This is a genomic window from Lacticaseibacillus zeae subsp. silagei, from assembly GCF_030770335.1.
In the GTDB taxonomy this organism is placed as follows: domain Bacteria; phylum Bacillota; class Bacilli; order Lactobacillales; family Lactobacillaceae; genus Lacticaseibacillus; species Lacticaseibacillus zeae.
On sequence record NZ_CP132484.1, the window covers coordinates 1,805,647 to 1,829,869 of the forward strand.

Sequence of the window (24,223 nt, forward strand, 5' to 3'; positions counted from 1 at the left end):
TATGACTCAGTGTCACATTGACGGCAAGACAGTGAAATTATGATCTGCCACTGCTTCTAAATCCGGATGAACTTTCAAATAATCAGCAATCAATTCGGTCATATCTTTTTGATTTTCGCGAATGATCTTTTCCGGTCCAAACATAGCAAAATTACCACCACCAGCTGCTCGGTATTGGTTGACGGCAACATCATAGGTTTGCGCTGCTGTCACCGGCTGGCCATGATACGTCAGTTTAGTCACGCGTTGACCGACCGGCTGCCGAATGTCCAACGTATAATCGATGCCTTGATACATATCATAGTTATAGTGTTGCGGCTTAGGACGCTCGAATCGCGGTGTCACTGTCAACTGACCATCAGCAGTCAATGAAAAGTAGGTCGCACATTGTTCTAATGCGGCTTTAAGATCCGCACCCGTCAAGCGCAAGACAGCCAGTGTATTAGGATAGATATAGTTGGTCACGACATCGCGCATCGTGATGGTCGCGCCGAAACCGCGGCCTTCGTTATTAAACAAAGCGGTACCGGAAATATCGGCGCCGGTACTGGCCATTTGTACTCGCTGAATAAACTCGATATAAGGGGTTTCATGCACCCGCGCCGCAAACGGATCCCGAATCCGCATGTCACCTTGGACTTTTGCCAATGGCTGATCAAGCCAAGTCTCAACAACTTGATTGAGCGGCTTGGCAACGTCCACAATGGCTTCGCTGGCAGCCGAAGCACCGGCTTTAACCAAAACCGCTTTGCTATCGGTCACCTGATAACCAGTTGTAGTTGGGGTCAGGGTTAAAGTGATTTTACCGACTGCTTCGCCGCGATAGCCTGGTTGCGTAATCGGAACGCCGTTAACAGTTGCGGCCAACTGGCGATGTTGATGGCCCGTAATCAACGCATCGATTCCAGGAATCTGCGTCAACGCATAACCCACATTTTCACCAGTTAAGCGTTCGGTAGGCTGCCCGGTTCTTAAATCCCGCTCAAAACCGCCATGATAGGCCACAATGACAACATCTGCCTGCTGTCGTAAACGCGGCACATAATACTTCGCCGTTGTGATTACATCCTGAAATTGAAGCCCGGCAATATTCTTAGGTGCCTCCCAGTGCGGGATATAGGAAGTTGTCAAGCCAAGAACAGCAATTTTGACCCCATCCCGTTTAAAAATTTGATAAGGAGCACCAAAAGTGGGTTTACCATCACGGGTAATATTCGCATTCAACGTTGGATAATTCAGCGTTGCCAACGCTTGCCGTAAATAGTCGGCACCATAGTTAAACTCATGGTTGCCGATGATGCCCGCATCATAACCAACCGCGTTGTAAATTTGTGTAAGCTGCTCCGGCTGGCGACTAATCTTGGCGACATAATACGCTAATGGCGAGCCTTGCAGCCAATCGCCATTTTCAATCGTCAAAACCGGACCTGGGGCAGCAGCTTTTTGCGCATCCATAACCGTCTTGGCTTTGGCAAGGGAGAAAGGCAGGTCCTGCTGACGTTTGACATAATTAGTCGGCAGAACAAAACCATGGGTATCGCTGGTCGACAATATCGTGAGTTTCATGCCTTTTTTCCTTCCTTTGGCGCCGGTGTTTCTTCGAGTTCCAGCATTTTTTCAACCATCAGCTTTTGCAAAACCGCATTAATCGCTAATGTCACCACTGCATGCTGAGTCGCCGTGGTGTCTGGTTTATTAACCCGGTTAATGGTCAAGGCATCATTAAAATCTGAGTTTGCCTGCTCAATGGCACTGACAAATGTAAGGATAAAGGTGTCATACGCTTGAGCGACTGGTCGATCTTCTTTGGCAAAACGGATCCCCTTTGCAATCATGTCCAACGCAAAAACCGGTTTCAACATGGCAATCACTAAAATATTCGCCAATTGTTCCGGATGGTATTTTTTCTTGATTGGCGCCTTAATCACCCCTTTTTTGACATAGTTGTTCACCATGGTCGATGTGATCTCACCAAAACCAAGCGGTGATACAATGTCATTCACATATTGAATAACCTGATCCATGTAAAGATCAAATTGGGGTAAATCGGCCCAGCGCGGAAACTGTGCTTCTTGAAGTTGTCGCAGGTAGTCAGCAAATTTTTTGTTATCAGCCATATTGCACCTCGTTTTAGCTACATTATATCATGACAGTTAGTTTTGATAACCAAATGTTCACTGGTTCAATAGTTGAATATCTACTATGCTATTTGTCATGTATTTATTTAATTTCTAAAGATCTGATTATTTATAGGGGGCTATCTATGCATGGGTTTCAGTGATTCTTGCGTTTAGTGACGTGCTCATTGGCGCAGAACTGCACATAAGGGTCTCAGACGCAATGGCCAGAGTAGCGTTAGCAGGAAGCGTTGTTCTATTATGAGCAAGTGTATGTCGGCTTTCGCTTTCTATAACGCGCTCACCGGCGCAGAAGCCTGCACATAAGGACCTCGCACCTAAATGGCCAAAGACCAGCCATTTAGGTGCGAGGCCACTTATGCTCCGGCTTCTAACCGCGCCGGTTCACGCTCACAACAAAAAAGCCAACACCGATGATGTGTGTTGGCTTTTTATTATGCATTTGCGTTATCGTCAGACTTCTTGACCACTTGTGCACCCTTGTAATAACCCTTAGGTGAAACGTGGTGGGAAACGCGGTATTCGCCGGTTGCTGCATCGAATTGCAAGTTAGGCACATTCAACTTAATGTGACCGCGGCGCATACGCTTCTTGGTCTTTGACGTTCTGCGTGCTGGAACTGCCATGAGCGGAAAACCCCTTTTTTAGTAAGATTTCTAAACTACTTTATACGGTCGATGATCAAAATGCAAGTCCGATCATCATCACGCGTGGACAGAAACTTGTTCTGTCACAGCAACGCTAATCATACATGAAAAGCGGCGTCAAGGCAAGGGTCTTTACAGAATAATTCAGTTGTTGCAAGCTTACGCCTTGGCTGCGACCTGCTTGGCTTTAAATTGCAACTGATCGTCGACAACAGTGATCACGACTTCCTGACCGGGTTCAATGGTGCCGCGAATGAGCTCTTTGGCCAATGGTGTTTCAACGGCGCTGGTAATCAAACGTTGCAGCGGCCGAGCGCCAAATGCCGGATCGTAGCCCTTGTCTGCCAGCCAGGTCTGTGCTTCTGGCGTAATATCCAAAGTGATCTGCTGATCGGCCAACCGGGTTCCCAACTGATGCAAATCTTTAACGGCAATTTGTTTAACATCATCCAGTGAGAGCGGGTGGAACATGATAATGTCATCAATTCGGTTCAAGAATTCCGGTTTGAAGGCCTTATTGACCAGTTGACGCACTTGATCCTTCGCCTGCTGACTGACTGTGCCATCAGCTTGAACGCCATCCAAAAGGTATTCCGAACCCAGATTCGAGGTCATAATGATGATCGTGTTCTTAAAATCAACCGTCCGGCCTTGTCCATCGGTTAAGCGCCCGTCATCTAACACTTGCAATAAGATATTGAAAACATCCGGATTGGCCTTTTCGATTTCGTCCAACAACACAATCGTATATGGATTACGCCGGACCGCTTCTGTCAATTGCCCGCCTTGTTCATAGCCGACATAACCCGGCGCTGCACCAACCAACCTTGAAACACTGGCTTTTTCCATATACTCTGACATATCAATGCGGACCATGTGCTTTTCCGAATCAAATAAATCCTCAGCCAACGCTTTGGCAAGTTCGGTCTTCCCGACACCTGTGGGTCCCAGGAAAAGGAAACTGCCCAGTGGACGGCTTGGGTCTTGCAGCCCGGCACGCGAGCGCAAAACCGCATCGGAAACTGCAGTGACCGCTTCATTCTGGCCAATAACGCGTTTGTGTAAATTGTCTGCCAGATGCAGCAACTTTTGGCGATCGCCTTCAACCAGTTTAGCAATTGGAATGCCGGTTTCCCGTGAAATCACTGCCGCAATTTCATTTTCAGTCACACTTTCCTGCACTAACCAGGACTGGGGCCGATCGTTATTCTCCATGGCTTGCAACTCTTTTTCAAGTTGAGGAATCGTACCATGTTGTAAGCGCGCCGCAGTTTCCAGATCATAACGGCTTTGGGCATCTTCCAGCTCATGTTTAGCCTTGTCAATTGCCGACTTTTTCTCGTTAAGCTGCCGGATATCTTTCTTTTCTGCTTCCCACTGCGCTTTTAACTTGTTGGTTTTTTCTTTCAAATTAGCCAATTCGGCATCAGCGTTCTCTAGGCGCTTCTTACTTGCCGGATCACTTTCATTTTTCAATGCCTGCTGTTCGATTTCCAGTTGCATTTGTTTGCGTTCAGCAACATCCAGTTCGGTTGGGCGGGAATTCATTTCGACATTGATCGTCGCGCATGCTTCATCGACTAAATCGATCGCCTTATCCGGTAAAAAACGATCCGTGATATACCGGTTCGACAAGGTTGCTGCTGCCACAAGCGCTGAGTCATGAATTCGTACCTTGTGGAAAATCTCGAAACGCTCTTTTAGGCCGCGCAGAATGCTGATTGTATCTTCCACGGTTGGTTCCTGCACCAGTACCCGTTGAAAACGCCGCTCCAAGGCTTTGTCTTTTTCAATGTTTTCCCGATACTCGTCAAGCGTTGTAGCCCCGATCAGATGCAACTCACCACGTGCCAACATCGGTTTAAGCAAGTTACCGGCATCCATGGAACCTTCCGCGCGACCAGCACCGACGATGTTATGAATTTCGTCGATAAAAAGAATGATTTGACCTTCACTCTTTTTAACTTCTTTCAAAACCGACTTTAACCGTTCTTCGAATTCCCCACGATATTTGGCACCTGCTACCAGACTGCCCATATCCAAGGAAATAATCGTTTTATTTTTTAAATTGTCCGGCACGTCATTTTTAACGATTCGTTGAGCCAAGCCTTCAACAATCGAGGTTTTCCCGACACCGGGTTCACCAATCAAAACCGGATTATTCTTAGTCTTACGACTCAAAATTCGGATCACATCGCGGATTTCTTCATCCCTACCAATGATTGGATCCATTTTTCCGCTGCGTGCCTCTTTGACCAAGTCAGTACCGTATTTCTCCAGACTCTTGTAATTCGCTTCGGCATTTTTGCTGGTCACTTTTTCCCCACCACGAATCTTGTCGATCACCTGCCGCAACTTCTTGGCATCGACTTTAGCATCGTTGAGTAAATACTGGGTAATCGTGTTATAGCGTTGCTGATAAAGCGCAAGTAACAGTGCCTCGGTTGAAATGTAAGTGTCACCGAATTCATCTTTAACGGTGTTGGCGTCTGTCAGTAATTGTGCCAAGTTCTGGGACATACTCTGGCCATAAGTACTGGCGCCTTCCACGACCGGCTCAGCTTCAAGCGCCGCATCAATGGCTGCATTCAGTCCTTGAACATTCACGCCAGCTTCACGATAAATCTGCTCAGCCAACTGATTAGGCTGGACCAGACTTTTCATGACATGCGGAATGTCGATTTCCTGATGATGCCGCACTTGGGCAATTTGCTGCGCAGCGCCTAAAGCTTCGGCAACTGCTTGGGTAAAATTATCTGGATTCATCCACGTATCCCTCCATAACCGTTCAATGTTTTCAAATCCACTTTACGATATTGGTCAGTAAAGGTCAAACATTATCGAATAAAAAAACGCGAATCGCATCATCCGCGTTTTGTCGTTATTTTTTCGTTGAATCAACCGGCTCTTCCTTAGGTGCCTGAACCGGTTTAGGCGCTGGCTTTTCGGCTTTGTTAGCCTTCGTCAATTCAGTAATGCGCTGTTGCAATTCACGAATCTGTTTTTTGGCATTGGCAACGGCACTGGTTGAAATTAACCAAGTGACCACCGCGCCGATTAACACGGAAACCGCAATGATCACGATCAATGGCCACTCCAACTGAATCCCAAAAAAGTTAACCGAAACGCCTTGACCATTTAGCAACGCAAAAATAATTAAAATTAATGCAAGTACCAATCCGATAATAAATCGCTGTTGACCCTTCATTCAAGCCACCCCTTTATTTTTTATTCAGCAAACCGCCTGCTAACCAATCGCCGATATGTGGAAATAAAGTATACAAGTCAGCACCCAGATTCATCAACCAAGGTGTATTGATTTCCCGTACCGGATGGTTAAATGTTGCAACAATTCGCCGCGCCAGTTTATCGGGATCCAGTACCAACCAAGAAACGCTGGCCAAATAGTCCAATGCGCCGGCCGATTTGAAGAAGTCGGTTGCAATCGGTCCTGGGTTAACGGTTGTCACGTTGACCCCAAATGGCTTCAATTCCAGTCGCAGACCGTTACTATAACCCACCACTGCAAACTTTGTCGCCGAATAAATAGCTGACTTGGGTGTGGCAATTTTACCGGCCATCGATGAGACATTGATGATGTGTCCCTGGCCACGAACCGCCATATCGCGTCCCAGCAGCTTGGTTAAGTACATGGTGCCCAAAACATTCACGCGAAACATGCGTTCAACCAAGTGCATATCTGTGTCAAATGCATTCTCAAAATGACCAAAACCGGCAGCGTTGACTAACACATCGACTGATCCGACGGTGGCATGAATACGCTCAACGACGGCTTCAATAGCGACCGGATCAGCCACATCAACCGGAAAAGCAAACGCTGGCCGACCAGAAAGTGAACTTGCCTCGGCTTGAGCCTGACGCAACTTGTCACGTCTACGTGCCAGGAAAACCACCGTCGCCCCTTTTTTGGCGGCTTCCAACCCAATTGCTTTACCCAATCCGGCTGATCCGCCAGAAATAACTACTGTTAGGTGTTGTTTCACGATGCTGCTCCCTCCTTGTACGCTTTGCTGTTCCAATCACGCTTAAGCCACTGTCACTTCAAGCCAGCACTGCTTTTCAGCCAATCACCATTATCGCCTGCTGACAGAACCGGTTATTGAACAGATCCCGCCGACGCCAACTGGGGGCTGGCAAACGGAATGTTAATTTCTTCAAAATCTTTCACCACGTGGGTATTGGGAAAAATATGGCGCGCACTTTTTTCTAACATCGCAACGCCGGGGCCAAGATACCGCGCAGAAATGTGATTCAGCAACAATTTGCCGACACCGGCGCGCTTGGCTAACTCGGCAGCCTGAATATTGGTTGAATGATAGTACTGTTTGGCTAACTGGCTTTCGTCCGGGCCAAAAGTACTCTCGTGAACCAGAACATCTGCGCCAGCTGCTAGTGGCAACGCGCGACTGCATTTTCTGGTGTCGCCAAAAATCGTCACAATCCGTCCCGGTTGTGCTGGCCCGATGAAATCATGACCGTCAAACGTCCGGCCATCGGGCAACGTCACCTGTTTACCTGCCTTTAACTCGGCATAAACCGGTCCAGACGGGATTTTAGCGGCCCGTACCTTATCAATCAGCAATTCACCCGGATGTGGCTTTTCCTCAACCCGAAACCCAAAACTGGTGATGCGATGGTCAAGTCGGTCGAAACTAACTTTAAAAGTCTGATCTTCAAAAACCGTTCCCGGATGCCGCAACAACACAAACTTTAAGGCATAACTCAAATGACTCTGGGAAACCTTCAGACTGGTTCTAACAAAATCTTCAATCCCAGGCGGCCCGTAAATCGTGAGCGGATCAGTCCCGCCTTGGTTAGCGCGACTCGCCAAAAATCCCGGTAACCCGAAAATGTGATCGCCATGCAAATGGGTGATGAACACCTTGGCAATCTTTCGCGGTTTAATCGTGGTTTGCAGAATCTGATGCTGAGTACCTTCGCCAACATCAAACAGCCAAACCTCATTGCGTTCATCAAGCAGTTTTAGCGCCAGACTGCTGACATTACGAACTTTGGAAGGCGAACCGGCGCCTGTACCCAAAAATTGAATTTCCATACCATACTTCCTATTCTGTCAAACTTCACTTTGTAGTCTACCACAAGTCCTACAGAATTATCCTTGTTTGATCGCTGATAACCTTGCTTAACCTTGGTAATTCGTCTCACGGCAAAAGAAAATTCCGATAAGAACGATTGGTTGCCCAACTCCTTACCGGAACTCAAGTTAGCTGACGTCAGCTTCAATTGCATGCTAATCGGTTGACTGCTTGGTTTTATCCAAAATGGTCTTGGCAATAAACGCCGCATACTGCGGGTTACCTGTTGGATTCATGTGCACCATATCCTTGTAGAACCAATCAGGATGTCCATCAGATTTACGGAACCAGTCAATCACCGTCAGATTCTTATATTGCTTTTGCGCAGCGTCCAACCTGCCATTGACATCATTTTGCCATGCCCGCGTTGGCACCCGCAAATTAATCCAGAAGACTTGCCGATCCGGACCAATCGCCTGCATCATCTGGGCAAGCTGCTCATCGGAAAATGGGCCGTTGGTGCCTAAACCGATTAACACAATGTTCGCTAACACGCCTTTTTCCGCATAACTGCGAACCAGATCAATACTATTGATCATTTGCCGAGACACAGCCGCATCAATCACTGCTTTAGGGAAAATCTTCTGTAGGCCCTCTTGACCGTCAAGCATGACTGAGTCGCCAATCGCGGTTAATCCCACATCCTGGGCCCGTTGCAATTCGATTTGGGTTAAGCCATATTGTTCATACTCTTGGTTAACCGGATGGGCTTTGGCTTGCGAAGCATACTTCGATTCCTGTGCACGGGATCGCGGTTTTTGTTCGGTTTTATTTTTGGCTTCTTTACGCTCTTCGGCTAAGCTAGAACGCATGGCTTCCAGACGCTTGGCCTTTTCCTTAGGCGATTCCGCGCGTTTCTTAAGTTGTTTGGCCAGCGGCGAGTCGTCGCCGACCGCCTTAGCTGATGGTGCTTTAGCTAGACCAACGCTGCCAATTGCCAAAATGACCAAAGCTGCATAGCTGATCCAGCGCGCCTTGCCCATACGTTTCTTCGGATCGGCCAACCCTTTAATGAACGTCCAGGTTTTATGGTAGTCAAAATGTGCTGCTGGCTGTTCAATCCACCGATACGAAGCCTCGGTGATCAACACGATTAAGATGACCTCAATCACCGGATACAAAACGGGATGATCGGCAATGTTGCGGAAACGATTCTCCCAGAAAATCATGACTGGAAATTGGTAAAGGTACAAGCCATAACTGCGGCTGCCAATATAGCTAAACAATGGATTGCTCAACAAGCGATCAAAATGCGCCGCTGGATGGGCAACGACCGCAACCAGAATCGTTGTCAGAATGGAGAACAGCACCATGCCGCCTTCATAAAGAAAGCTGCTTTGGGCGTCAACCGTGAAGACCATGGTTAACAAACCAACGAAGCTCACCGTTCCCATTAAATCGAGACTAACAACCCACTTTCGCGGTAAATGCTCCGAAAGCCGACCACTTGGCCAAATGAACGCCAAGGCGGCACCGAGCAAAATCGAAAACGCCCGTGTGTCGGTACCATAGTACAATCGGCTCGGATCAAAGGCTGCAGGTGACGTGTGTGCAACGGTCATCATGTACAAAATAGCCATCCACGCACCGCTGGCTGCCGCCAAAATCAAGACAATGTTGGCAATCTGATGCCGGTTTTTAACTAATAGTAGCAAACCTAAAACCAGAAATGGCCATACCAAATAATATTGCCCTTCAATTGAAAGCGTCCATAAATGCGTGAAAGGTGATTCGCCGTTAGCATAGCGCGCAAAATAAGACTGACCATTCAGAATCTGCCACCAATTATAGACATAAAGCAAATTGGTCAACACCATCATATGCAGATTGTGCAGGAGATTTTGCGAAAAAAGCGTGATATAAGCTGCAGTTCCAAACAAAACGGTAATGAGTGCCGGATAAAGACGTTTAAATCGCCGAATGAAAAAACTCTTAAAATCAATTCGCCCATTGCGACCAAACTCAATCAATAAGCCGTCCGTAATTAAATAACCGGACACAACCATGAAGATCGGTACACCCAAGTAGCCACCCCGAAATAATTCGGGACGCAAGTGATACAGGATGACACCAATGACACCAATGGTTCGTAAACCGTCAAATCCATGAATATACCGGCGCTTTCGTCTACGCGTCTGTTTCAATTGAGGCCCCACCATTCTTTAAAAAGATTACTGCTTTCAGTTAGTTCACTGAAGATTATTCAACAAATTCAAAGGTAAAATCGTCAATCGCAACTAAATCGCCGCTTTGTGCACCTGCTTGGCGCAACGCATCGTCAACACCCATACTCCGCAGTTGCCGGGCAAATCGCATGACACCATCTTCATGATCAAGATTCGCCATCTTAAAGGCGCGTTCCACTTTATCACCGGTTAAGACAAAGGTACCGTCGCTATCCCGCGTCACTTTCAATGCCGGTTCTGGGGCAAACTTGTAATCAGCAGTTTTAACCGGTTCCTGTTTCGGTTCAAATTGCGGTGCGGTTTTCAGCACTTGCGCGGTGCGCTGCATTAGCGGCATGACGCCGCGATGTGTCAGGCTGGAAATTTCAAAAATATTGGCTGGATCAATGCCGCGCTTGAGCAAAGCTGCTTTAAACTCAGCAAATCTTTCATCTGCGCCTGGCAGATCCATTTTGGTTGCGACAATTAATTCCGGCCGTTTTAAGATATTCTCATCATATGCACCTAGTTCGCGACGAATCTGGTCATAATCTTCCAGCGGCTCGCGGCCGTTTTCCGGGTCCATTTCAACCAGATGCAATAAGACCCGCGTCCGTTCAACATGCCGCAAGAACTGGATGCCAAGACCGACACCGTGTGAAGCACCTTCAATTAAACCCGGTAAATCAGCCATGACAAAATCAGTGCCATCGTCTAGCTGGACCATGCCAAGGTTTGGCACTAATGTCGTAAACTGATACGCGGCAATCTTGGGCTTAGCCTGCGTGACCACCGACAATAAAGTTGACTTGCCGACTGACGGGAACCCAACCAGACCGACATCGGCGAGGACTTTCAACTCCAGTTTAATGAAGCGATGTTGTCCGGGTTCACCATTTTCGGCAATTTCCGGTGCGGTGTTTTTCGGTGAAACAAAATGAATATTACCGCGTCCGCCGCGTCCGCCTTTGGCAACAACCAGTTCCTGCCCCGGCTTCGTCAGATCACCGAGGACTTCGCCAGTATCGGCATCGGTGACTGTGGTTCCTGCCGGTACGGCAATCCGCCGATCTTCAGCTGCCCGCCCATACATGGACTTACCCTGGCCATTGCCACCAGCTGGCGCTTTGAAGTGGCGTTGGTATCTGAAGTCCATCAAGGTTCGCAACCCTTCATCGACATATAAAATGATACTACCACCACGGCCGCCATCACCTCCGGCCGGGCCGCCAAACGGCACGAATTTCTCACGCCGAAACGCGACCATGCCGTCACCGCCTTTGCCCGCCTGAACTTCTACTTGTACCTGATCGACAAACATTGGCGATCCCCTTTCTGAAAAAACATAATTTATAATTATACCCGTTAACCCGCCATCCGCATAGCAGATCGCACGTCTTTCTTATTTTACCACGTCAGACAGTAGGACAAGTACTTTAAGCACAACAAATGAAAAAAGTGCAAATTCCCTTGAAACAAGCCTGTTTTTGACCGTTGTGAATGTTTTTAACGGTTTTAGGTTGATTTTGAATGTTTCATCAGTATAATGAAGAGCGAGGTGAAACGAAAGTGCTTACAGAAGAACGGCGGCAATACATTCTTAGCCAGCTACAACAGCATACAGTCGTCAAATCCAAAGCGTTAATGGCGGCTTTGGACGCGTCAGAATCAACCATTCGGCGAGATTTGGACGAGCTTGAAGCGGCGGGCGAACTTAAACGGATTCACGGCGGGGCCAAACGAATTAACGGCCTTGGCGACGAACCGGATGTGGCCAGCAAGTCGACCCAAAATTTACGCGCCAAACAAGCCATTGCTCGTGCCGCAGCCCACCAAGTCGAACAGGATGATCTGGTTTTCCTGGATGCCGGGACAACGACGGCCCAACTCATCCCTTTTCTAGCTGACCTCGGGGTGACGGTGATCACGACCGGCGTTGATAATGCATCTTTACTGGCGGATTATCAAATTCCGACACTGATGCTTGGCGGCATGGTTAAATCAGCAACCAAAGCGCTTATTGGCGCGACCACTGCAGAAGCACTTCATCATTATCGTTTCGATATCGCCTTTATCGGCACGAATGGGATTCACCCTGAGTTTGGGAACACCACCCCTGATCCGGAAGAAGCCGTGATCAAGCGCTTGGCGATTCATCAAGCACGTCAGCCGATGATTCTTGCCGATCCAAGTAAGTTCGAACAGGTCAGTTTCGTGAAATTCGCCGACATTGGCGATGTCACGATTCTCACCAGTTCATTACAAGGACTGCCAGCAGGCTATCACCGGTTCCAAAATATTAAGGAGGTTCATTCTTGATCTATTCAGTTACACTCAACCCTTCGATTGATTATGTCATCGAATTGCCGCAACTTGACCTTGGTGCCGTCAATCGTTTGACCCACGCGGTTAAGCTACCAGGCGGTAAAGGAATCAATGTGAGCCGGATTCTTCAAACACTTGGCTTACCGACAACTGCTTGGGGATTTCTCGGGGGATTCACCGGCACCTTTATTCAACAACAACTCGATGCCATCGCGATGCCTTGTGACTTCACGAAGATCAAAGGTGATACCCGAATTAACGTCAAACTCAAAGCCGAATTGGAAACCGAGCTCAACGCAAGCGGGCCAACCATTACCAATGATGAAATTGCCGACTTTAAAGCAAAGCTAGCCAAACTTGCAGCAGGCGATGTCGTCGTGATGTCTGGCAGTTTGCCACAAGGGCTGCCGGCCACTTTTTATCGTGACTTAATTCCGGCCATCCACGAGCATCAAGCCGATTTTGTTATTGACACCACCGGCCAGGCACTGCTGGACACACTTCCGGATCATCCACTGGTCGTCAAGCCCAATCATCATGAACTCGCAGCATTATTCAACGACAAGCCGTATACCGACAACGATGCCATTATTAAGGCGGGGCGCCGCTTACTGGATCAAGGCGCACAACACGTTTTGATTTCGATGGCCGGTGCTGGTGCCTTGATGATTGAACGCGACCATGCCTGGCTTGGGACAGTTCCAAAGCAACCGGCAGTTAACTCGGTCGGTGCCGGTGATAGCATGCTGGCGGGCTTTACCGGAACATTTGCCCAAACCCATGACGCCTTGGAAAGTTTCAAGGTCGGTATCGCGTGCGGTTCTGCGACTGCCTTTTCCAAGGATCTTGCCACTGCCGATAAAATCGCTGCTGTTAAACAAACCATCAGCATCACTGAAGTTTAGGAGGACAAAATGGACATTCGTGACTTACTTTTAAAAAATGTCATGATCATGGATCTCAAAGGAACCACCAAAGAGGCTGTGATCAATGAAATGGTCGACAAGTATCATGCAGAAGGCATTGTGACCGATGCCGATGAATATCGTCAGGATATTTTAAAACGTGAAGCAGAGTCCACCACTGGGATTGGCGAAGGCATTGCGATGCCTCACGCCAAAGACAGTGCCGTTACTCGAGCAACGGTACTTTTTGCCAAAAGTGCCAAGGGTGTTGACTTTAACGCGCTCGATGGCCAGCCGGTACATTTGTTCTTCATGATTGCTGCCCCTGAAGGCGCCAACAATGAACATCTTGCCGCCTTGGCAGCCCTGTCTTCCCTTTTAATCAATCCAAAACTGGTTGCAGACCTGAAGCAAGCCAAAACGCCGGATGAAGTTCTGGATTTGTTCGGCAAAGCACAAGCCGAAAAAGTTGCTAAAGATAAAAAAGAGGCTGAAGCGGAAAAAGCACAGGAAGCTAAAGATGCTGCCGCTAAGCAAGCTGAGTTCAAAGAAGAAAAGCGCAAAGAACGGCCATTTATCGTGGCTGTCACCGCCTGCCCGACCGGGATCGCCCACACGTACATGGCGGAAGCAGCGTTAAAAGAAACTGCGGAAAAGATGGGTGTCGATATTAAAGTCGAAACCAACGGCTCCGAAGGGATCAAGCATAAATTAACCGACAGCGATATCAACCGGGCAGCCGGCGTTATCGTTGCCGCTGATAAAAAAGTCGAGATGGATCGGTTCAACGGTAAGAAATTGCTGAATCGGCCTGTCATCGACGGCATCAAAAAGCCTGAAGAATTAATCGAAGAAACCCTTAAAGGTCAGGGCCAAGTCTTCCACGCAAGCGGTGCAGATGCGCAAAGCTCTGATACTGAAGAGACTTCTGGCGGTACCCTCTGGAATCGAATTTACAAAGACTTGATGAATGGTGTTTCCAACATGCTGCCATTCGTTGTCGGCGGCGGGATTATCATGGCGATCTCATTCATCCTTGAACAATGGTTGGGTAAGACTTCCATGTGGTTCACCTTCACCAATAATCTGGGGACATTTGCCTTCAGCTTCCTGGTACCGGTACTAGCAGCGTATATCGCTGAATCCATTGGTGATCGACCAGCCTTGATGCCTGGGTTCGTCGGTGGTTACATGGCAACGGTCGCTTCCGCTTCAGTTGTGAAGGCCCAGAATCCGGCTGGTTTCTTGGGTGGTTTGGTTGCCGGGTTTGCTGCCGGCTGGATGATCGTCGGTCTGAAGAAAGCCTTGGCCAAAATGCCGAAGTCACTGGACGGCATGCGCACTATCCTGCTTTACCCCGTCATCGGTCTGGCCATTATGGGCCTGCTGATGTTCTTCATCATCAACCCGATTTTTGCCGCGATCAACGGTGCGTTAATCAGTTTCCTTGAAGGTATGGGAACCGGTAATGCCATTCTCATCGGTGTCATTTTGGCTGCCATGATGAGTATCGATATGGGCGGCCCGTTCAACAAGGCTGCTTACACGTTTGCCATCGGCGTTTATCAGGCCTCTGGCTTTAAAGATGGCCGCTGGATGGCTGCTGTCATGATCGGCGGGATGATTCCACCATTGGCGATTGCGGTTGCCTCCACCTTCTTCCCGAAGAAATTCACGTTACAGGAACGCAATGCCGGCTTATCCAACTATGCACTTGGGTTGACCTTTATTACTGAAGGTGCGATTCCATTTGCCGCAACCGATCCGGTGCATATCATCGGTAGTTCCGTGGTTGGCTCCGCGATTGCCGGCGGGTTAACCCAGCTCTGGCACGTCAACGTCCCGGCACCGCATGGCGGCATTGTGGCCCTTCTGCTAACAAATCAGAAACTCGGATTCGTCATGTCACTCATCATCGGGACTGTCATTGCCGCATTAATTCTTGGCTTCTGGCGCCCGGTGGCTAAAGAGAATCAATGATCCGTTTTAGCGCAGGTTTAACCTGTATCATTAATTGATACTCAAATAAAAAAACGCAGCGACAAACAAATCGCTGCGTTTTTTTGTATCCAATTTTTCTGAGCAAGACTTAAACCCGGCGCGCTGGCGTTGGATCAGCCGTTAGCGAAAGCTTCAACGCCTGCGCCACGCGTTTGGAAATCCCAAGCTCCTGAATGTCTTCGATCGGCGCTTCTTTGATTTTGGTGATTGTCTTAAACTTGCGCAACAACTTCAGGCGCGTCTTGGGACCGACACCCTTAATACCTTCCAGGCGCGATGCCAGCGAATTCTTGGCATGCAATTGACGGTGAAATGAAATGGCAAACCGGTGAACCTCATCCTGGATGCGTTCCAGCAAGTAAAACCCTTGTGACTTCGGATCCAGATTAATCATTTGATCGGCATTGCCAAACAGAAGCGCTGCGGTTTTATGCTTGTTGTTCTTAACCATCCCGGCAACCGGAATATCAAGGTTCAATTCATTTTCCAAAACATCCTTGGCAGCATTCATTTCAATTTCGCCGCCATCCATCAAAATCAGGTCCGGAAGTGCCGCATGTTCCTTTAGCAACCGCGTGTACCGCCGCCGAATAACTTCGCGCGTATTAGCTGCTTCATCAGCACCATTATGGGTTTTGTCGGCATCCAGTTTATATTTGCGATAATTATTTTTAGCCGGCTGCCCATCAACAAATTGAACCATTGCGGAAACCGGGTCGGCACCTTGAATGTGACTGTGGTCAAAAGCTTCAACCACATGGCCCATTGGCAACTTTAACGCCGCCATCAATTCCTTCATGGCCCCAATTGTTGTGCGATTATCCAATTCCATTAAGCGAAACTTATCTTCGAGCTTGATTTGGCTGTTCTTCGCGGCTAATGCCATCAGATCGCGTTTCTCGCCTCGTTGCGGGGTACGCACCGGAACACCTAAAATATCGGCAAGCACCTTATTATCCAGCCCTGCCGGCACCAAAACTTCATGCGGTTTGACATTATTTTTGCGACTATAAAACTGCAAAATGAAAGACTCAAATTCCTCTTTGGCCGTGTTAACGACCGGAAAAAGCCGCGATTCGCGCTTCATCAACCGCGCCTGACGAATGAAGAAGACCTGGATGCTGATCCAGCCTTTGTCCATATAGAAATTAAACAAGTCACGCGTGGTATTGTCATTCGAAATAATCTTTTGCTTTTCAACGGTTTGTTCAATGTAATACAACTGGTCGCGAATCTCTGCCGCCCGTTCGAACTGCAGGTTTTTGGCTGCCCGCTCCATTTTTGCCGTCAGACTGGCCTTGGCTTTGCTGACGTTGCCATTCAAGAACCGTTTGATTCGAGCAATCTGGTCAGCGTATTCTTTTTCCGGTACCGTGCGAAAACATGCGCCCAGACACTGACCCATGTGGTAATACAGACACGGCCGTCCTTGATACCCATTGCACCGGCGCAATGGATACACTTTTTGAATAAAGTGCATCGTTTCCTGCGCCGCATAAACATTGGGGTACGGACCGAAGTAATAGCCGCCATCTTTGCGAATCGTGCCGGTGATTTCAATTTTCGGATCGCGTTCGTGGGTAATCTTGATATAAGGATAGCCGGTCCCCTTCTTGAGCTTGATATTGTAATACGGCTGATACTTTTGAATCAACGTGATTTCAAGCAAAAACGCTTCTTTATTGGTCGAGGTCACAATATAGTCAAAATCAGCCACCTGTGCCACCATCGCTGCTACTTTGCCATCATGTGAACTCTTGAAATAAGAGCGAACGCGATTCTTTAGATTTTTGGCCTTGCCGACATAAATAATCTTCCCGTTAATATCTTTCATCTGGTAACTGCCAGGCAGATCCGGCAGCAACGATAATTTATGCTCAATGTGTGCTGATGCCATCGTAATCTCCTTATAAAACAAATGTTCGCTTAACATTATAAAGATTCTAAAATTAGATTGCAAGCGACGCACTTGTTGCGCGCGGTTGCGATTGTGAAGCTATTTGCCAATGCACCTCACGCCCGCCCACACAAAAACCTTACCCAGAAAATGCCGGATAAGGTTATGAGGTAAAAGCTTATTGTGCCAAAATCTTGGACAGGAAATCCTGCGTCCGCGCTTCCTTGGGGTGTTCGAACAGTTCTTCAGGTGTGCCTTTTTCAAGAATTTTGCCGCCGTCCATGAACCAGACTTGGTCGGCCACGCTGCGGGCAAAGCCCATTTCGTGGGTCACCACCACCATCGTCATGCCGGTTTTGGCAAGATCCTGCATAACCTTGAGCACCTCGCCGACCATTTCGGGATCCAATGCGCTGGTCGGTTCGTCGAATAGCATGACATCCGGATGCATCGCCAGCGCCCGGGCAATGGCCACCCGCTGCTGTTGGCCACCGGAAAGACTGGCTGGGTAGGCATCGGCTTTTTCACCCAAGCCAACCTGTTCCAGAAGTTCCTTGGCCGTTTTGGTTGCTTCTTCATTCGTCACGGTTTTGACTTTCAACGGCGCCAGCTTGATATTCTCTAACACTGTCATGTTCGGGAAAAGGTTGAAGCTTTGGAACACCATGCCCATTTTTTCCCGGACGTTGTCAAGCTGCTTTTCGCTGAGATCAACCAAATTGGTGCCTTCAAAAAGGATCTCGCCTTGTGTCGGCCGGTTAAGCAGATTCAGGCTGCGCAAAAAGGTACTTTTCCCGCCACCGGATGCGCCGATCACAACAATCACGTCACCTTGGTTGATGGTTTCACTAATGTCATTCAAAACCACATTATCACCAAACTTCTTAGTCAGGTGGTTGATTTGAATTAAAGGTTTATGCTGCATGATTCATCTTCCTTTCAAAATGACCCAGGAGCTTGGATAGCCCGAATGTCAGAACAAAGTAAAGGACCATGGCAACCAGAATTGGTTGAACCCCTTTGTACGTTGCGGTTTGAACCACTGTCAGCTGATAAATCAGGTCCGTGACCCCGATGATGGAGACAATGGAGCTTTCCTTAATCAGCGAGATAAATTCATTCCCCAACGCCGGCCAGATATTCTTAATGGCTTGTGGTAAAACAACACTTGTCATCGTTTGCCGTTCGGATAGCCCAAGCGACCGCGCTGCTTCAGTTTGGCCGACAGGAATACTATCGATCCCGCTTCGGATAATCTCCGCCACATAAGCAGCAGAATTAAGCGATACCGCGATAAGTCCGGCGACAAGTGCAGGAATGTCGATGAAAATCCCGATCCCGAAGTAGACAAACATGACCTGAATCATCAACGGCGTGCCTCGAACAAATTCGATGTAAGCAACCCCGATGAGATGTGGCAGGCGGTGCTTGCTCAACCGCAATAAGGCAAAAATCGTACCGAGCAAGACCCCGAAGAACGCCCCAATTGCACTGATGAGTAAGGTATACTCAACCCCTTTAAGGAAATAAGTCCAGTAGTGCAACATGCTCGTATCCTCGGTATTCGTCTTCATGTAACTTCCAGCGGTTTTAAGATATTGCGGAATCAACTTTTTCTGTTTGATCTCCGCCAGACTCTTATTGGCCGCCGCCACCAGCGAATCGGATCCTTTGGCAAACCCAATGGCCGTCCCCATCGTGTCACTGGAGAGGTTAAAATGCCCGGGGATTTCGACAAGTGAATCGTCATTGGACGTATACGCCTGAGCAACCGCCCCTTCAGCCACAACGCCAGCCACTTTATGCGTCTTTAAAGCCAGGATCAAATCGGTAACCTTCGTCAGTCCCAAAGTCGTGCTTGATTTCATCTGGGTTTTGGCCAAGGTTTCTTGAAGACTTCCGTTTTGGACCCCGACTTTTTTATTGGCAAAGCTTTTGTGGTCCTTATAAATCTTGGCATCGGTTTTGTTGATGATAATATCCTGGCCCGATTTATAATACGTATTGGAAAAGTCAATCGACTTACGGCGGGCATTGGTTGGCGACATCGCAGCAAGCACCATATCAACCTTGCCCGATTGCAAGGCGACCAGCAATGAACTAAAATTCATCTGCTTAATCACCAGCTTGACGCCAAGATCTTTCGCAATTTTACGAGCAACCTCGACATCCATGCCGACAACCTGATTCTTACCATGTTTATTCACCAAAAACTCATAAGGTGCATAATCGGGGCTTGTCCCCATAACAATTGTGCCTTTTTGTTGAATCTTTGCCAGACTGTCATCAGCGTGAACGGTTTGCATATTTAAGGTCACAACTGCGGCAAAAACTGCGAACAAAGCGACTAACCAGCGTTTCAAATGATTCATAATACCCTCCTTGATTACAAGAACGTACTATACGCTAAAATTCATTTTTATGCAACTAATATTCATAATTTGATTTTCGGCAATTTACCTGGTGGATAATGGCATCCTTGACTGAAGAGCGTCGACCGCGCTAGGCCACGTCCCTTCTTTTAAATGCGTTCTCTGGCGCAGGAGTCTGCGTGTAGGGATCTTGGTTGCAATGGTCAAACCTGTCCTGTGGCTTTCTTACGCAAAAACGCGTTCACCGGCGCAGGAGCCTGCGTGTAAGGACCTTGGTCGCAATGGCCAAAGACCGGCCATCACGCCCAAGGCCACTTACACTCCGGCTCCTAAACGCGCCGGTTCACGCTCTAGACGCTTCGGATTGTTGATGCTATACTTTCACCAAGGAAAGGGGTGGCGTGCATGGCACTTAAGATCAACACTCAAACCAACCTGAACGACATGTTCGATAAATTTGCAAGTTTGCCTGACGATAAGGAACAGGCAACCGGGCCGGATCCGAAACATCAAGAGAAATTGGCTAAAAAAGCCCATAAAACCGACGACAAAAAAGCAAAGGATTAACTTTGTCTTTCAGTACAGTGTATTAAAAATAGCGAATAACAAAAAAGATTCAAGCGCACCGGCGCTTGAATCTTTTTTGTTGTCCGCATTTCATGCTACAGCATAAGCTATTCGCAGATACACCTGACTGAAGTCCTAGATGGTGATTACTTTTTGGATTGCGGATACCGCTTCGCCAATGTCTTAATATTGTCATTCGCGACATCATCAAAATCAATATCTGCCCATAAAGCAATCTGTGAAAGGTACCACAGCACATCCCCTAATTCATGTTTTAGCTCTTCTTTGTCCAGATCCTGACCTTGAAAAGTGTATTTTTTAATCAAGTCAATGGCTTCCCCGCTTTCACTGGCCAAGCCTAAAGACAAGTTGGTCAAAACATGTTCGTTTCCAGCCAATGTGCGATTGGCTTTTTGTTGATACTCATTAAAATTCATTTCAAACTTCCCTCCACACCCGCTGTCTGTTCCAACCACGACCAAATAGCATCATAACCCTCACCTGTCACTGCCGAAAACGGAATCACGACATCTGTTTGATTCAAGTCCATGCGTTTGGTAATTTGCTTAACCACATGCAGCCGTTTGCTTTTAGGCGTCTTATCGATTTTGGTCGCCACAACCAGTGTTTTAATTTGATAGTACTTTAAGTATTGATACATGCTGATATCGTCAGCTGTCGGATCATGCCGGCTATCCACCAGCAACACGGCACCATGCAGCGGCTGCCGCGTTGTCAGGTACGTCTCGATCATCGTGGCAAACTTCGCGCGTGCCGCTTTACTGACCTTAGCATAGCCATAACCTGGAACGTCAACAAAAAAAAGCCGACTATCAAGGTCATAAAAATTAAGCGTCTGGGTTTTCCCGGGAACGCTGGAAGTTCGCGCCATGGCTTTTCGCTTGATCAGTTTATTAATGAGCGAAGACTTTCCAACATTACTTCGTCCGAGAAAGGCAATCTCCGGACGACCATCTGTAGGATATTGCGCAGCTGCCACTGCACTGATTGTCAGTTTGACATCATGGACGTCCATCTTGAATGGCCTCCTTTTCCTGTTATCACTTTAATCGACGCAAGTGCGCCGTTGCCTTCAATAGTTTAGCATACTTTGCCGGCGCCCGCCTCACTGGTTGGACGGAATAGAAGCAAAGGGTACTATAAGCTTTTATTCATAAACGCAAAAAAGCACCAGGCTGCTTCGCCTGATGCCTTTAATCTACATAGTTATCGTTAAGATGCTTCGCGACCCTTGGTTAAAACCAATTGCGGCTTGGCTTTGCCTTCGACAGCTGACTTGGTGACAACCACCTTGTCCACATCGCTGCGGCTTGGTAGATCGAACATGGTGTCTTGCATAATAGCTTCCATGATCGACCGCAAACCACGCGCACCGGTGTCACGGACAATTGCCTGATGAGCAATGGCCTTCAACGCGTTAGGTGTGAATTCCAGATCGGTATCATCTAGACTCAATAGCTTCTGATATTGCTTAACCAGTGCATTCTTAGGTTCCGTCAAAATGCGAACCAAGTCATTCTCGTTAAGTTTCTCCAAAGCTGCCAGAATCGGGATACGGCCAATGAATTCAGGAATAATCCCAAACTGCATCAAGTCTTCTGGAATAATCTGCTGCATCAAGGATTTATCCGGATCAACTTGATTGTTGGAGTCCGTGCCAAAGCCGATCGTCTTCTCGCCGATTCGATTTTTCACGATACTTTCAATGCCGTCAAAAGCACCACCAACGATAAAGAGAATGTTGGTCGTATCGATTTGAATGAATTCCTGCTGGGGATGCTTACGGCCACCCTGCGGCGGAACATTGGCAATGGTACCTTCCAGAATCTTCAGAAGTGCCTGCTGAACGCCTTCACCCGAGACATCCCGAGTAATTGAAACGTTCTCGGCCTTTTTGGCGATCTTATCGATTTCGTCAATGTAAACGATCCCTTTTTCCGCCCGTTCAACATCGTAATCAGCATTTTGCAACAATTTAAGCAAAATGTTCTCGACATCTTCACCGACATAACCGGCTTCGGTCAACGTTGTCGCATCAGCGATGGCGAACGGCACGTTGAGAATCTTGGCCAGTGTCTGGGCCAGGAACGTCTTCCCTGAACCGGTTGGCCCGATCAGCGCAATGTTGCTCTTTTGGAGTTCGGTATCATCTTTCGTTGCCGTCTGCATCTGATTAACCCGCTTGTAGTGGTTATAAACGGCAACCGAGAGCGCCTTCTTTGCCGCATCTTGACCAATAACATAGTCGTTAAGGGTCTTCATGATCTCAATTGGCTTCGGTACTTCTAGCAGATTTTGATAGGCTTCTTCTTTAAATTCTTCGTCAATGATCTCTTTGCAGAGGTCAATACATTCATTACAAATATAAACCCCAGGGCCAGCAACGATTTTCTTCACTTGATCCTGTGACTTGCCACAAAAAGAGCAAGTAACCGGACCCGTTGTTTCAACGTTGTCAAACATCTGATTCAACCCTTTCTTGTTACCTTTATTCTACCAGAACCGTCAAGTACCGACTAGCAACGACACAGTTCGGCTTTGTCAACAAAACTGCTTGTTAGCTGAGTGCCTCAAGACGACAAAAGAGACGATCAAGGATCGTCTCTTTGACGCGACATTGACACCTATTTATCGGTTTCGCTATCAGAATCAGCCTTGTCAGCTTCTTCGTCCTTGGCTGGTTCAACTTCTTTGGCATTATCCGTAATGATATCAATAGCTTCTTTAACCCCGATATCATGCTTAAGCATATCTTCGCTTAAAGCCTGACGAACAGCCTTTTCATCCATGTTGTATTCAGAGGCAAGATTCTTAACCTCTTCCTTAACCTGATCCTCGGTTGGCTGGATATCTTCAGCTTTTACAATCGCTTCAAGAACCAAGTTGGTACGAACACGGGTTTCGGCGTCGGCCTCAAACTGCTTGTGTAAATCAGCTTCGGTCGTACCGGTTAGTTGATAGTACATCTTCGGGTCGATCCCTTGGCGTTGCATATTGCCAAGATATTGATCCATCTGGTTGTGCACTTCTTGTTCAATCATGGCACTAGGCACTTCTTCGATCGTCGCATTCTCAGTTGCTTTTTTGATTGCTGCTTCCTGCACAGCATTCTTGGCCGCTTCCTTACGCTGATCAGTCAGTTCCTTTTTGATCTTTTGCTTCAATTCATCAAGGGTGTCAACATCCTCATCGAGGTCCTTGGCAAAGTCATCATCAAGCTCTGGCAATTCCTTAACCTTGACTTCATGAATCGTGGTTTTGAATTCTGCGGCTTTGCCAGCAAGATCGGTGGCTTTGTAATCATCCGGGAAGGTCACTTTTACTGTGACTTCATCGCCGGATTTGTGGCCGACAAGCTGTTCTTCAAAGCCAGGAATAAAGGAGTTGGATCCTAATTCCAGGCTATAGTTCTTGGACGAGCCGCCATCGAATTCTTTGCCATCAATGGTGCCGACATAGTCAATGACAACGGTGTCGCCATTTTCGGCTGCTTTATCATCCTTGACCACCAGTTCGGCTTGTTGTTCGCGACGCTTTTCCAGTTCAGCGTTAACATCGTCGTCAGATACCTCAACATCTTGCTTAGGCACTTCAACGCCTTTATATTCGCCAAGCTTAACTTCAGGCTTAACCGTAACATTTGCCTTGATAACCCAAGGCTTGCCTTCGTCCATCGACTCAACATCGATTTTCGGCTGGTCGACTGGATCGATCCCGGATTCTTTAACCGCTGCTTCATACGCATCCGGCAACAAAATATTTAACGCGTCTTCATATAATGCCGCGTCACCGTACATCCGCTTGAACACAGTGCGGCTTACTTTGCCTTTTCGGAATCCAGGAACGGTCAGGTTCTTACGAACACGTTGAAACGCCTGGTCTAAACCTTGTTGAATTTTTGGTAAATCGATTTCAAAAGTGAGTTCACCATCATTGGTGCCCTTTTTTTCCCATTTTGCAGACATGCTGTACCTCCGACAATTAGTCTCGCAATTCACATTGCATACTTAATGTATGATACCCGAAACCAGTGGGAATGTAAACGTTGTGCCGGAAAAAGGCGACATA

20 protein-coding genes are annotated in these 24,223 nt (G+C 47.7%); 4 read left to right on the forward strand and 16 right to left on the reverse strand.

All coding sequences use genetic code 11. The annotated features are described in order from the left end of the window. Window positions 1-12: 12 nt before the first annotated feature. The 9 genes from LACZS1_RS08565 to obgE all read right to left on the reverse strand — a co-directional run bounded on the left by LACZS1_RS08565 (window position 13) and on the right by obgE (window position 11,388). Complete coding sequence (locus LACZS1_RS08565) at window positions 13-1,566, reverse strand: bifunctional metallophosphatase/5'-nucleotidase (protein WP_070651827.1); 1,554 nt, start codon at window positions 1,564-1,566, stop codon at window positions 13-15. Next, window positions 1,563-2,117 carry a DUF1836 domain-containing protein gene (locus LACZS1_RS08570; protein ID WP_039638984.1) on the reverse strand — a complete coding sequence of 185 codons (555 nt, stop codon included), beginning with the start codon at window positions 2,115-2,117 and terminating at the stop codon, window positions 1,563-1,565. Before LACZS1_RS08570 ends, LACZS1_RS08565 begins: the two co-directional genes overlap by 4 nt. Before the next feature lie 455 nt (window positions 2,118-2,572). Next, complete coding sequence (gene rpmF, locus LACZS1_RS08575; RefSeq protein ID WP_005686472.1) at window positions 2,573-2,764, reverse strand: 50S ribosomal protein L32; 192 nt, start codon at window positions 2,762-2,764, stop codon at window positions 2,573-2,575. 180 nt (window positions 2,765-2,944) lie between these two features. Continuing rightward, complete coding sequence (clpB, locus tag LACZS1_RS08580) at window positions 2,945-5,551, reverse strand: ATP-dependent chaperone ClpB (RefSeq protein ID WP_070651826.1); 2,607 nt, start codon at window positions 5,549-5,551, stop codon at window positions 2,945-2,947. A gap of 115 nt (window positions 5,552-5,666) precedes the next feature. Beyond that, the gene (locus LACZS1_RS08585; RefSeq protein WP_010488491.1) at window positions 5,667-5,993 is read right to left on the reverse strand and encodes a LapA family protein; all 327 of its coding nucleotides are present in this window, start codon (window positions 5,991-5,993) and stop codon (window positions 5,667-5,669) included. Between the two features lie 13 nt (window positions 5,994-6,006). After that, window positions 6,007-6,792, reverse strand: a complete 786-nt coding sequence (locus LACZS1_RS08590) for an SDR family NAD(P)-dependent oxidoreductase (RefSeq protein WP_070651930.1) — start codon at window positions 6,790-6,792, stop codon at window positions 6,007-6,009. Window positions 6,793-6,902: 110 nt separating this feature from the next. Then, the gene (gene rnz / locus LACZS1_RS08595; RefSeq protein WP_070651825.1) at window positions 6,903-7,862 is read right to left on the reverse strand and encodes a ribonuclease Z; all 960 of its coding nucleotides are present in this window, start codon (window positions 7,860-7,862) and stop codon (window positions 6,903-6,905) included. 195 nt (window positions 7,863-8,057) lie between these two features. Then, window positions 8,058-10,061 carry an acyltransferase family protein gene (locus LACZS1_RS08600; protein ID WP_070651824.1) on the reverse strand — a complete coding sequence of 668 codons (2,004 nt, stop codon included), beginning with the start codon at window positions 10,059-10,061 and terminating at the stop codon, window positions 8,058-8,060. Window positions 10,062-10,101: 40 nt separating this feature from the next. After that, window positions 10,102-11,388 carry a GTPase ObgE gene (obgE, locus tag LACZS1_RS08605; RefSeq protein ID WP_010488499.1) on the reverse strand — a complete coding sequence of 429 codons (1,287 nt, stop codon included), beginning with the start codon at window positions 11,386-11,388 and terminating at the stop codon, window positions 10,102-10,104. 248 nt (window positions 11,389-11,636) lie between these two features. Here obgE and LACZS1_RS08610 point away from each other — a divergent pair, with 248 nt between their 5' ends. Genes LACZS1_RS08610 through LACZS1_RS08620 form a run of 3 tightly spaced genes read left to right on the forward strand, consistent with a single transcriptional unit; the run spans window position 11,637 to window position 15,277 of the window. Next, window positions 11,637-12,386, forward strand: coding sequence for a DeoR/GlpR family DNA-binding transcription regulator (locus LACZS1_RS08610; protein WP_010488501.1), 750 nt, complete (start codon window positions 11,637-11,639; stop codon window positions 12,384-12,386). Beyond that, complete coding sequence (pfkB, locus tag LACZS1_RS08615; protein WP_070651823.1) at window positions 12,383-13,297, forward strand: 1-phosphofructokinase; 915 nt, start codon at window positions 12,383-12,385, stop codon at window positions 13,295-13,297. The genes LACZS1_RS08610 and pfkB overlap by 4 nt, the downstream gene beginning before the upstream one ends. A 9-nt stretch (window positions 13,298-13,306) precedes the next feature. Then, window positions 13,307-15,277, forward strand: coding sequence for a PTS fructose transporter subunit IIABC (locus tag LACZS1_RS08620; protein ID WP_047106086.1), 1,971 nt, complete (start codon window positions 13,307-13,309; stop codon window positions 15,275-15,277). A gap of 109 nt (window positions 15,278-15,386) precedes the next feature. Here the strand turns inward: LACZS1_RS08620 and uvrC are convergent, their stop codons facing one another. The 3 genes from uvrC to LACZS1_RS08635 form a co-directional block, all read right to left on the reverse strand. Further along, the gene (gene uvrC, locus LACZS1_RS08625; protein WP_010488516.1) at window positions 15,387-17,195 is read right to left on the reverse strand and encodes an excinuclease ABC subunit UvrC; all 1,809 of its coding nucleotides are present in this window, start codon (window positions 17,193-17,195) and stop codon (window positions 15,387-15,389) included. Window positions 17,196-17,373: 178 nt separating this feature from the next. Further along, window positions 17,374-18,120 (reverse strand): amino acid ABC transporter ATP-binding protein, encoded by a 747-nt coding sequence (locus LACZS1_RS08630; protein ID WP_070651822.1) that lies wholly within the window; start codon window positions 18,118-18,120, stop codon window positions 17,374-17,376. Continuing rightward, the gene (locus tag LACZS1_RS08635) at window positions 18,110-19,567 is read right to left on the reverse strand and encodes an ABC transporter substrate-binding protein/permease (RefSeq protein ID WP_070651821.1); all 1,458 of its coding nucleotides are present in this window, start codon (window positions 19,565-19,567) and stop codon (window positions 18,110-18,112) included. The genes LACZS1_RS08630 and LACZS1_RS08635 overlap by 11 nt, the downstream gene beginning before the upstream one ends. Before the next feature lie 405 nt (window positions 19,568-19,972). Here LACZS1_RS08635 and LACZS1_RS08640 point away from each other — a divergent pair, with 405 nt between their 5' ends. After that, the gene (locus LACZS1_RS08640; protein ID WP_047106082.1) at window positions 19,973-20,134 is read left to right on the forward strand and encodes an SPJ_0845 family protein; all 162 of its coding nucleotides are present in this window, start codon (window positions 19,973-19,975) and stop codon (window positions 20,132-20,134) included. A 146-nt stretch (window positions 20,135-20,280) separates the two neighbouring features. Here the strand turns inward: LACZS1_RS08640 and LACZS1_RS08645 are convergent, their stop codons facing one another. The 4 genes from LACZS1_RS08645 to tig all read right to left on the reverse strand — a co-directional run bounded on the left by LACZS1_RS08645 (window position 20,281) and on the right by tig (window position 24,120). Beyond that, entirely contained in the window at window positions 20,281-20,571 is a 291-nt protein-coding gene (locus LACZS1_RS08645; protein WP_010488525.1) for a nucleoside triphosphate pyrophosphohydrolase family protein, read from the reverse strand. Next, window positions 20,568-21,170, reverse strand: coding sequence for a ribosome biogenesis GTP-binding protein YihA/YsxC (yihA, locus tag LACZS1_RS08650; protein WP_047106081.1), 603 nt, complete (start codon window positions 21,168-21,170; stop codon window positions 20,568-20,570). The genes LACZS1_RS08645 and yihA overlap by 4 nt, the downstream gene beginning before the upstream one ends. 197 nt (window positions 21,171-21,367) lie before the next feature. After that, window positions 21,368-22,618: an ATP-dependent Clp protease ATP-binding subunit ClpX gene (clpX, locus tag LACZS1_RS08655; protein WP_070651820.1), complete on the reverse strand. Its 1,251-nt coding sequence runs from the start codon at window positions 22,616-22,618 to the stop codon at window positions 21,368-21,370. Between the two features lie 161 nt (window positions 22,619-22,779). Further along, a complete protein-coding gene (tig, locus tag LACZS1_RS08660) occupies window positions 22,780-24,120 on the reverse strand; it encodes a trigger factor (RefSeq protein ID WP_049169757.1) in 1,341 nt (446 codons plus the stop codon). Window positions 24,121-24,223: the final 103 nt, after the last annotated feature.

Bases quoted from the DNA above. Each gene is read 5' to 3' on its own strand.
- LACZS1_RS08565 (WP_070651827.1), bottom strand. From the start codon at position 1,566: ATGAAACTCACGATATTGTCGACCAGCGATACCCATGGTTTTGTTCTG.
- LACZS1_RS08570 (WP_039638984.1), bottom strand. From the start codon at position 2,117: ATGGCTGATAACAAAAAATTTGCTGACTACCTGCGACAACTTCAAGAA.
- rpmF (WP_005686472.1), bottom strand. From the start codon at position 2,764: ATGGCAGTTCCAGCACGCAGAACGTCAAAGACCAAGAAGCGTATGCGC.
- clpB (WP_070651826.1), bottom strand. From the start codon at position 5,551: ATGAATCCAGATAATTTTACCCAAGCAGTTGCCGAAGCTTTAGGCGCT.
- LACZS1_RS08585 (WP_010488491.1), bottom strand. From the start codon at position 5,993: ATGAAGGGTCAACAGCGATTTATTATCGGATTGGTACTTGCATTAATT.
- rnz (WP_070651825.1), bottom strand. From the start codon at position 7,862: ATGGAAATTCAATTTTTGGGTACAGGCGCCGGTTCGCCTTCCAAAGTT.
- LACZS1_RS08600 (WP_070651824.1), bottom strand. From the start codon at position 10,061: ATGGTGGGGCCTCAATTGAAACAGACGCGTAGACGAAAGCGCCGGTAT.
- obgE (WP_010488499.1), bottom strand. From the start codon at position 11,388: ATGTTTGTCGATCAGGTACAAGTAGAAGTTCAGGCGGGCAAAGGCGGT.
- LACZS1_RS08620 (WP_047106086.1), top strand. From the start codon at position 13,307: ATGGACATTCGTGACTTACTTTTAAAAAATGTCATGATCATGGATCTC.
- uvrC (WP_010488516.1), bottom strand. From the start codon at position 17,195: ATGGCATCAGCACACATTGAGCATAAATTATCGTTGCTGCCGGATCTG.
- LACZS1_RS08630 (WP_070651822.1), bottom strand. From the start codon at position 18,120: ATGCAGCATAAACCTTTAATTCAAATCAACCACCTGACTAAGAAGTTT.
- LACZS1_RS08635 (WP_070651821.1), bottom strand. From the start codon at position 19,567: ATGAATCATTTGAAACGCTGGTTAGTCGCTTTGTTCGCAGTTTTTGCC.
- LACZS1_RS08640 (WP_047106082.1), top strand. From the start codon at position 19,973: ATGGCACTTAAGATCAACACTCAAACCAACCTGAACGACATGTTCGAT.
- LACZS1_RS08645 (WP_010488525.1), bottom strand. From the start codon at position 20,571: ATGAATTTTAATGAGTATCAACAAAAAGCCAATCGCACATTGGCTGGA.
- yihA (WP_047106081.1), bottom strand. From the start codon at position 21,170: ATGGACGTCCATGATGTCAAACTGACAATCAGTGCAGTGGCAGCTGCG.
- clpX (WP_070651820.1), bottom strand. From the start codon at position 22,618: ATGTTTGACAACGTTGAAACAACGGGTCCGGTTACTTGCTCTTTTTGT.
- tig (WP_049169757.1), bottom strand. From the start codon at position 24,120: ATGTCTGCAAAATGGGAAAAAAAGGGCACCAATGATGGTGAACTCACT.